Genomic DNA, 8,873 nt, shown 5'->3' on the forward strand with positions numbered 1-8,873 from the left:
CGACCAGGTCAAGACCGACGACCCGGCGGGCATGAAGGCGATCACCTCCCAGCTCCAGAAGATCCACCTGGAGGAGCTGCCGATATGGACGCGCTCTCCGCGCCCCCCGCGACGACGAGGTCCGCGTCGCCGGCGCGGATCGCCTGGCCGGCGAGCAGGATCGCGGCCAGTCCGCTGCCGCACTGCCGGTCGACCGTGACGCCGGGAACGCCGTGTCCCAGCCCGGCCGCCAGCGCGGAGACGCGGGCGACGTTGCCCCCGGGCCCCATGCAGTTGCCGAGGATCACGTCCTCGACCGGCACGCCGAGGTGGGCGACGTCGCCGGCGACCGCCGCGATGACGGGGGCGGCGAGCCGGTCGACGGTCAGGGCCTTGAACGCGTGCCCGGCGGTGCCGACGGGGGTGCGGCGGGCGGCCACGACGACCGGCGGGCCGCCCGTCCCGGTCACGATGTCGGCCGCCATCTCAGCCGAGCCGCCGCAGGCCGGGGTCGCCGTCGGCGAGGCGGGTGGCGACCAGCCCGCGAGCCGGCTTGCCGGTGGGCGTGCGGGGCAGTTCGGGGACGGCGTACCAGCGGCGGGGCCGCTGGGCGGTGTCGAGGCCGCTGCGCGCCGCCGCCTCCAGCCGGGCCCGCGGCGGCGGCGTGGCGTCGCGGGTCTCCAGGACGGCGGTGACGACGGAGCCGAGGTAGGGGTGCGGCGAGCCGACGACCACGATGTCGCCCACGCCCGGCACGCTCCGGAGCACTTCCTCGACGTCCTCCGGCACGACGGTCGCGCCGCCCGTCTGGATCGCGCCGTCACCGCGGCCGCGCAGGCGCAGGACCTCGCCCGGCCGGTACGGCTCGGCCAGGTCGCCGACGGTCATCCAGCCGGCGTCGTCGGTGCGCAGGGGGCCGGTGGCGCCGGCCAGGTACCCCTGGGACAGCCAGGGGGAGCGGGCCCACACCTCCCCGAGCCGCTGCCCCGGCGGGGTGCGTACCTCGATGTCGACGCCGGGGAACGGGCGCAGCCCGGAGCCGTCGGCGTCCACGGCCACGAAGGACAGCTCGGTCGCGCCGTAGTAGGCCACGACGTGGACGCCGGCCGCCGCCGCCCGCTCGCGCGCGCCGTCCGGCAGCGCGGCGCCGCCGATCACTGCCGTGCGGAGCGGGCTCGCGGTCCGGCCGAGGGCGTCGAGCACGGCGGGCAGCCGGTGCGGCACGAGATGGACGGCGGTGGCCAGGGCCAGGTCGGCGGTCAGGCCGGCCGGTGACCAGCGGCCCGGCAGGAGGGCCGTCGCGCCGGTCGCCAGGGTGTGCACGGCGGCGAAGGCGTACAGGGAGGACACCAGCGGCCCGGGGATCAGCACGACGTCGCCGGGCCCGATTCCCGTGAGACGGTCCAGGTGCGGGAACGAGGCCGTCCACGACGCGCGGGTGCGCACCACGGCGCGAGGTCTGCCGGTGCTCCCCGAGCTGAAGCAGGCCCACGCCGGGTCGTCGGGCGCGGCGGCGCGGGGAGGGGGCGGGGAGACGGCCGGGGCGGACAGGGGGGCGTCGACGAAGGCGTCCACGGGGACGGCCCGCATCACCCGCGCGCGCTGCTCGGGGCCCCAGGCGGGGTCGCACACCAGCGGCGTGGCCCCGGCCAGGTCGGCGGCCAGCACGGCGACGAGCAGCTCGACCGGATCGTCGAGGCTGACGGCGACCACCGCCCCCCGGCCGGCCCTCAGGTCCGGCGGGGGTGGGGCGGTTGCGGTGGGCCGGTCGGGTGGGGAAAGGGGGGGTGTGGCGGGCCGGTCCGGTGGGGGAGGAGCGGCCGCGGTGAGCCGGTCTGGCCCGGGTGGGGCGGCTCCGGTCAGGAGGTCCGCCAGATGCCGGGCGGCTCCGGCGACGCGGCCGGCGAGCTCGGCGTAGCTCAGCTCGCCCGAACGGCCGCGGACGGCCGGGTGGTGCGGACGGTCGGCGGCGTGGCGCAGGACATGTGCGGAGACCGGCATGTCGGGGTCAGAGCCTCCCCTTCGACGGCACCCTGGAACCGCCGCCGGCGGCCGGATAGGCGCGGTACACGCCTCGCGCCACGACCGACGCCAGCACGGCCTTGACCAGGTCGCCGGGCAGGAAGACCGAACTCAGCAGCGCGGCCCGGCCCAGCGGGAGTCCGGTGACGGCCGCCTGGACCGGGACGCCCACGAGGTAGATCACGCCGACGCCGCCGGCCAGGCACGCGAGCAGGAGCCGCACGATGCCGGGCGTCCGGTCGCCGCCTCCGGCGATCCAGCCGGTCAAGGCGGCACCCGGGAGCCAGCCGAGCAGGAACCCGGCCGAGGGCCCGGCGAACACCCCTAGGCCGCCGCGCCCGCCCGCCAGCAGGGGCAGGCCGGCGGCGACCAGCACGAGGAAGACGGCGACGGCCAGGGCGCCCCGCCGGGCGCCCAGGACCGCGCCCGCCAGCATGACGCCGAACGTCTGAAGGGTGATCGGCACCGTGTTGCCCAGCACGGTGATGCCGCCGGGCAGCCCGAGCACGGCGATCAGGGCGGCGAAGACGCTGATCCGGGCCAGGTCTCCGGTGGCGAGCTGCCGGCGGCGGGGCTGGTGATCCCCTGACTCCTGCGGGCGGGACGGCACCTGTTCGTCGTGTGTCATAGAGCAGATCTCACATCAGGACGTCGTGGGTCAGACATGGCGGGATCCCACAACATTTCCCGCCCTCCTCTGACGAAGGGCGGGTGGCGATCTCAGCCGTTGCCGAGCCCGGCGCCGCGATCCCGGCCGGAGGTGCCGGCCGGTGCCACGCCGTGCCAAACGGTCCTTACCTTACCCGCGGCCGGTACGTACCTCTGCCTGGGCGGATCGCCCGTACCCCGGCCGTGGGTGCCCCGGCCGTCAGTGGTGGCGCGGGGCGGCGTCGCGGGGCAGGAGCCGTACCAGGGCGCAGCAGACGAGCGCGGTCGCGGCCGTCGCGGCGAGGCAGCGTGCCGCCGCCGTGGCCTGCCCGCCGGTGAGGGAGCCGAAGTAGACGGTGGTCACGGCGGCGGCTCCGACGGCGTTGGCGAGCTGCTGGACCGCGGTGAGCGAGCCGCTGGCGCTGCCGGACTCGGCGGGGTCGATGTCGCCGACCGTGATGACGTAGATCGTCCCGGAGCAGGTGCCCATGCCCAGGCCGACGACGAGCACCGGCGCGACGAGCGACCAGCCGCCGGCCGCGGTGCCCGAGGAGAGGACCAGGGCCAGCAGCCAGCCCGTGCCGGCCAGGGTGACGACCAGGCCGATGACGACGAGGCGGCGGCCGAGACGGGCGATGAGCCGGTGGCAGGCGACGGAGGCCACGACGATGCCCGCCGCCACCGGCGCCAGGCCCAGCGCCGCCCGGACCGGCGTGAAGCCCAGGCCGTTCTGCATGAACAGCGACAGCACGTAGAGCAGGCCCGACACGGCGGCGAAGTACGCGGCGCCGAGGACGAGCCCCGAGGTGAACCCGCGGTTGCGCAGCAGGGACGGCTCGATGAGCGGGTTCGGCGCCGTGCGCTGGCGCCGGGCGAACAGGGCGAAGAAGGCGAGCCCGCCGCCCAGGCACAGCAGCGGGACGGCCCCCCAGCCGTGGGCCGAGCCGTCGATCAGGCCGTAGAGCAGGCCGAGCATGGCCGCGGCGAGCAGGGCCGCGCCGGGACCGTCGAGGGAGACGGCGGCGTCGCCGCGGTCCTTCGGCAGCAGCCGGGCGGCGGCCAGGACGATCGCGCCGCCGAGCACGATGTTGATCAGGAACATCGCCCGCCAGCCGAGGCCGAACAGGTCCGCCTCGATCAGGCCGGCCGCCAGGAGGGGGCCGCCGACGGCGGAGCCGCCCAGGGCGGGCAGGAAGGCACTGAAGGCCGTGCCGATCTGGTCGCGCGGGAAGACCGCGCTGAGGATGCCGAACCCCTGGGGGATCAGCAGGGCGCCGAAGGCCCCCTGGACCAGCCGGGCGGCGATGAGCGTGCCGGGGTCGGCGGCCAGGCCGCACGCGAGGGAGGCGAGGGTGAATCCGGTGATGCCGGCCAGGAAGGTGCGGCGGCGGCCGTACTTGTCGCCGAGCCGCCCGCCGGGCACGAGCAGGACGCCGAGCGCGAGGGCGTAGCCGGCGCCCAGCCACTGGATCAGGGCGTCGCCTCCGCGCAGGTCGGCGGCGATGGTCGGCGCCGCGATGTTGGTGATGGTGGAGTCGAGGAGGTCGAGGACGCTCGCCGCGATGACGACGGCCAGGACGGCACGGCGTCTGGCCGGCGAGATCGTCTCGGCGGGGGCGGCGCGGGCGGGGGAGGGCACAGGGGGCCCCTTCCTGATTCATGCGCGACACATCATGTGTGTCACGCAAATATTGTGTGACGCACATGAATGTGGTGCATGGGGCGCCGGATGTCAAACAGAAAAGAGCGCCGGCCCGGGGCGAACCCGGGCCGGCGCTCTCGTGCGTCCGGCGTCAGCCGTCAGGCGGTGATCAGGCCAGGTCGAACCGGTCGAGGTCCATGACCTTGGCCCACGCCGCGACGAAGTCGTTCACGAACTGCTGCTTCGCGTCGTCGCTCGCGTAGACCTCGGCGAGCGCCCGAAGCTCGGAGTTCGACCCGAAGACCAGGTCGACCCGGGTGCCGGTCCACTTGACCTCGCCCGTGACGTTGTCGCGGCCCTCGAACGTGTTCGCGTCCTCGGACGTCGCCTTCCACGTCGTGCCCAGGTCGAGCAGGTTGACGAAGAAGTCGTTGGTCAGCGTCCCGGGGTTCGTGGTGAGGACGCCCAGCGGCGACTGCTGGTGGTTGGCGCCCAGGACGCGCAGCCCGCCGACGAGGACCGTCATCTCGGGAGCGCTCAGGGTCAGCAGGTTGGCCTTGTCGAGGAGCAGGTACTCGGCCGGCAGGCGGTTGCCCTTGCCGAGGTAGTTGCGGAACCCGTCGGCGGCCGGCTCCAGGGCGGCGAACGACTCCACGTCGGTCTGGTCCTGCGCGGCGTCCACGCGGCCCGGCGTGAACGGCACCCGGACGCCGAAGCCGGCGTCCTTGGCGGCCTTCTCGACGGCGGCGCAGCCGGCGAGCACGATCACGTCGGCGAACGAGACCCGCTTGCCGCCGGTCTGGGCGGCGTTGAAGGCGTCCGCGACGCCCTCCAGGGTGCGCAGCACCGTCGCGAGCTGGTCGGGGTCGTTGACCTCCCACCCACTCTGCGGCTGCAGGCGGATGCGGGCGCCGTTGGCGCCGCCGCGCTTGTCGCTGCCGCGGAAGGACGAGGCCGACGCCCACGCGGTGGACACGAGCTGCGACACCGACAGGCCCGAGGCCAGGATCTGCTCCTTGAGCGCGGCGACGTCGCCGGCGTCGATCAGCTCGTACGTCCGCGCGGGGAGCGGGTCCTGCCACAGCAGGACCTCGGACGGGACCTCCGGGCCGAGGTAGCGCGCGACCGGGCCCATGTCGCGGTGGGTCAGCTTGAACCACGCCCGAGCGAAGGCGTCGGCGAACTCGGCGGGGTTCTCCAGGAAGCGCCGGGAGATCGGCTCGTAGATCGGGTCGAAGCGGAGCGACAGGTCGGTCGTCAGCATCGTCGGGGCGTGGCTCTTCGACGGGTCGTGCGCGTCGGGGACGGTGCCCGCACCGGCGCCGTCCTTCGGCCGCCACTGGTGCGCGCCGGCGGGGCTCTTGAACAGCTCCCACTCGTAGCCGAACAGGATCTCGAAGAAGCTGTTGTCCCAGGTGATCGGGGTGTTGGTCCAGATGCCCTCGAGGCCGCTGGTGATCGTGTCGCCGCCCTTGCCGGTGCCGAAGGAGTTGCGCCAGCCGAGGCCCTGCTCCTCGATCGGGGCGGCCTCGGGGTCGGCGCCGACGTGGTCGGCCGGGCCCGCGCCGTGGGTCTTGCCGAAGGTGTGACCGCCCGCGATCAGGGCGACCGTCTCCTCGTCGTTCATCGCCATCCGGCGGAACGTCTCACGGATGTCGCGGGCCGCGGCGATCGGGTCCGGGTTGCCGTTCGGGCCCTCCGGGTTGACGTAGATGAGGCCCATCTGGACCGCGCCGAGCGGGCTCTCCAGCTCGCGGTCGCCGCTGTAGCGCTCGTCGCCGAGCCAGGTGGTCTCGGGGCCCCAGTAGACGTCCTCGTCGGGCTCCCAGACGTCGGCACGGCCGCCGGCGAAGCCGAAGGTCTCGAAGCCCATCGACTCCAGGGCGACGTTGCCGGTCAGGATCATCAGGTCGGCCCACGAGAGCTTCCGGCCGTACTTCTTCTTGACCGGCCACAGCAGGCGGCGGGCCTTGTCCAGGTTGCCGTTGTCCGGCCAGCTGTTGAGCGGCGCGAAACGCTGCTGGCCGGCCCCGGCGCCGCCGCGGCCGTCGCTGATCCGGTAGGTGCCGGCGCTGTGCCAGGCCATCCGGACCATGAACGGGCCGTAGTGGCCGAAGTCGGCCGGCCACCAGTCCTGCGAGGTCGTCAGCACCTCGGCGATGTCCCGCTTCACGGCCGCCAGGTCGAGGCTCTTGAACGCCTCGGCGTAGTCGAACTCCTCACCGAGGGGGTTGGCCACGGCGGGGTTCTTGGCGAGGATCTTCAGGTTGAGCCGCTCCGGCCACCACTGGCGGTTGCCGCCGCCCTGGGTGGGGTGCGGGGCACGGCCGTGCGCGACCGGGCAGCCGCCCGTCTCACCATCCGTCTTCGGATCTGTGACGATCGCGTCGTGGTTCTCAGACATGGAAATCCCTCCGGACTAGGCCGATCACGTGCTCAGGAAGTGCAGGCGGTGGAACATTCGGGGCACAGGCCCCAGTAGATGACCTCGGCCTCGTCGATCGAGAAGCCGTGGTCGTCGGAAGCGTGCAGGCAGGGCGTCTCGCCGACCGCGCAGTCGACGTCGGCGACGACGCCGCACGACCGGCACACGACGTGGTGGTGGTTGTCGCCGATACGCCCCTCGAACCGGGCCGGGCTGCCCGCCGGTTCGATGCGGCGTATGAGGCCCGCCGCGGTGAGCGCGTGCAGGGCCTCGTAGACGGCTTGCAGGGAGATGTGTCCCACGCGGTCGCGCACCCCGGAGGCGATCGCCTCGACGTCGAGGTGGTCACCGTGCCGGACGGTCTCGAGCAGCGCGACCCGGGCGGCCGTCACCCGCAGGCCGGCGCCGCGCAGCTCCTCGGCGGTGGTCGGAGTCGTGGGCGCGCTCATACCGCCGAACCTACCTTCATAAACACGAACAATACAAGAGAACGAACGCTGCAAGTTTAGCGCCGCGCCGAGGCCGCGCAGCGGTCAGCCGGCCCGCGTGTGCTGGTCAGCCGGCATCCCCGTACCGCGGTCAGTCGTTCTCGTCGCGGCGGGCGCGGCCTTGATCGCGGCCTTCCCCGTCGAACGAGATGAACGGGCTCGCGACGATCTGCCTCATGGCGTCACTCCTCCGGGAGTGAGCGGCGCCCTACGGGCGGATGGCGCCGGCGAGGCGGCCGCGCCAGTAGCCGTCCAGGTCGCTGAGCTTGATGACGTCGCCGGTCTGCGGCGCGTGGACCATCTTGCCGTTGCCCGCGTACATGCCCATGTGCCCCAGCCCCTTGCTGAAGAGCAGGTCGCCGGGTCGCAGGGCGTCCAGGGGGACGCGGCGGCCGGCGCCCCAGCTCCACTGCGTGAAGGTCGTGCGGGGCAGCGCGACCCCGGCGGCGCGCCAGGCCGCCTGGGTCAGGCCGGAGCAGTCGTACGAGCCGGGTCCCGTGCCCCCGTACCGGTAGGGCTTGCCGATCTGGGCGAAGGCGAACAGCAGCGCCGCGCGGGCGTTGCCGGAGGCCGGCCCGGTGTACGCGATGCCCGTGCTCCTCGGGTTGCCGGTCTTGAAGGCGCCGATCCGGCGCAGCAGCCTCGTCTGCTCGGCGATCAGCTTCTCCACCTCGGCCTTCTCGCCGCGCACCTTGTCACGGGCCGCCTCGGTCTCGTCCAGGACGCGCTGGGCCTCGCCGTACCGGTCGCGTAAGTCCTTGGTGGCCGCCTGGAAGGCCCGCAGTTTCGCCGCCCTCGTCTCGGCGATCCGGTCAAGGGTGGCCATGGCGCCCAGAACGGCCCGCGGGTCGCCGTCGGCGACGACCCCGCCCCAGACGGGCACGGGGCCCGACCGGTAGTCGTCGACCACCGCCGCCATGAGATCCGCGCGCAGCTCCGCGGCCTGGGCGTTCTTGCGGACGAGCTCGGCGTCGAGGCCGTCGTGCTTCTTCTTGGCCCTCTTGTACGCCTCGGTGGCCTGGTTGTACCGCTCGACCATCTGGTCGGCGCGTTCGTTGAGCTTCTCCAGCCGGGCCCGGACCTTGGCCGGCGATGGCTCGGCGACGGCGGCGCCGGGGGCGACGACCAGGACGGCCGACGCCAGCGCCGCCGCGATCGCGATCTTCCCGAGCCCTGCCGGCATGGCCACGACGACGCCTCCTCGTAGGTCTCGAAGCCAGATACGCGTGCCGGCTTCGCCGGGTTCACCGGCCACGGGCCTCGGCGGCGGGTCCGCCCGCGGTCAGAAGGCGGCGGTGCGGGTGACCGCCATGAGGCCGCCGTCCTCCCTGGTCGAGGCCACCAGGGACGGTGGCATGGCCGTGAACCCCGGCACCGCACGCAGGCCGTCGGTCTCGGCGATGGCCGTGACGCGGACCGGGCCCGGACCCGCCACGCGCAGGGTGATGTCGGCGCCGCTCGCGGGCAGGCCGCGGAAGCGCACCTCGCCCGGCCAGGTCCCGGTCCGCGTCCCGGTGACGGGGACGGTGACGGGCGCCAGGCCGCGGGCCGCGGCGGTGGCCCGGGTGATCGGGCGGCCGAGGAAGGGCAGCCTGAGCGCGTTCACGCGGTGGCCGAGCAGCCCGAGCAGGGCGGGGACGAGCGTGACGGAGGTGAGCACGGCCGTGAC

Annotated in this window: 7 protein-coding genes and 1 pseudogene; all 8 read right to left on the bottom strand. The window is 74.2% G+C overall.

Annotated features, from left to right (window positions below; translation table 11 throughout):
* Window positions 1-41: 41 nt before the first annotated feature.
* Window positions 42-464 carry a beta-ketoacyl synthase N-terminal-like domain-containing protein gene (locus AB0H81_RS42130; RefSeq protein ID WP_358387301.1) on the bottom strand — a complete coding sequence of 141 codons (423 nt, stop codon included), beginning with the start codon at window positions 462-464 and terminating at the stop codon, window positions 42-44.
* A gap of 1 nt (window position 465) precedes the next feature.
* Window positions 466-1,980, bottom strand: coding sequence for an AMP-binding protein (locus tag AB0H81_RS42135; RefSeq protein ID WP_358387304.1), 1,515 nt, complete (start codon window positions 1,978-1,980; stop codon window positions 466-468).
* A 7-nt stretch (window positions 1,981-1,987) separates the two neighbouring features.
* The gene (locus AB0H81_RS42140) at window positions 1,988-2,629 is read right to left on the bottom strand and encodes a biotin transporter BioY (RefSeq protein WP_358387307.1); all 642 of its coding nucleotides are present in this window, start codon (window positions 2,627-2,629) and stop codon (window positions 1,988-1,990) included.
* 240 nt (window positions 2,630-2,869) lie between these two features.
* On the bottom strand, window positions 2,870-4,288 hold the full coding sequence (locus tag AB0H81_RS42145; RefSeq protein ID WP_358387310.1) for an MFS transporter: 1,419 nt from the start codon (window positions 4,286-4,288) through the stop codon (window positions 2,870-2,872).
* Window positions 4,289-4,460: 172 nt separating this feature from the next.
* Window positions 4,461-6,695 (bottom strand): catalase/peroxidase HPI, encoded by a 2,235-nt coding sequence (gene katG / locus AB0H81_RS42150; RefSeq protein ID WP_358387313.1) that lies wholly within the window; start codon window positions 6,693-6,695, stop codon window positions 4,461-4,463.
* Window positions 6,696-6,727: 32 nt separating this feature from the next.
* Window positions 6,728-7,165, bottom strand: a complete 438-nt coding sequence (locus AB0H81_RS42155) for a Fur family transcriptional regulator (protein WP_358387316.1) — start codon at window positions 7,163-7,165, stop codon at window positions 6,728-6,730.
* 247 nt (window positions 7,166-7,412) lie between these two features.
* On the bottom strand, window positions 7,413-8,387 hold the full coding sequence (locus AB0H81_RS42160; RefSeq protein ID WP_358387319.1) for an NlpC/P60 family protein: 975 nt from the start codon (window positions 8,385-8,387) through the stop codon (window positions 7,413-7,415).
* A gap of 99 nt (window positions 8,388-8,486) precedes the next feature.
* Window positions 8,487-8,873: pseudogene (locus tag AB0H81_RS42165) on the bottom strand (hypothetical protein); the annotation flags it as partial.

Source organism: Nonomuraea sp. NPDC050691 (assembly GCF_040654455.1).
Classification (GTDB): Bacteria; Actinomycetota; Actinomycetes; order Streptosporangiales; family Streptosporangiaceae; genus Nonomuraea.

Bases quoted from the DNA above. Each gene is read 5' to 3' on its own strand.
- AB0H81_RS42155 (WP_358387316.1), bottom strand. From the start codon at position 7,165: ATGAGCGCGCCCACGACTCCGACCACCGCCGAGGAGCTGCGCGGCGCC.
- AB0H81_RS42140 (WP_358387307.1), bottom strand. From the start codon at position 2,629: ATGACACACGACGAACAGGTGCCGTCCCGCCCGCAGGAGTCAGGGGAT.
- AB0H81_RS42135 (WP_358387304.1), bottom strand. From the start codon at position 1,980: ATGCCGGTCTCCGCACATGTCCTGCGCCACGCCGCCGACCGTCCGCAC.
- AB0H81_RS42160 (WP_358387319.1), bottom strand. From the start codon at position 8,387: ATGCCGGCAGGGCTCGGGAAGATCGCGATCGCGGCGGCGCTGGCGTCG.
- katG (WP_358387313.1), bottom strand. From the start codon at position 6,695: ATGTCTGAGAACCACGACGCGATCGTCACAGATCCGAAGACGGATGGT.
- AB0H81_RS42130 (WP_358387301.1), bottom strand. From the start codon at position 464: ATGGCGGCCGACATCGTGACCGGGACGGGCGGCCCGCCGGTCGTCGTG.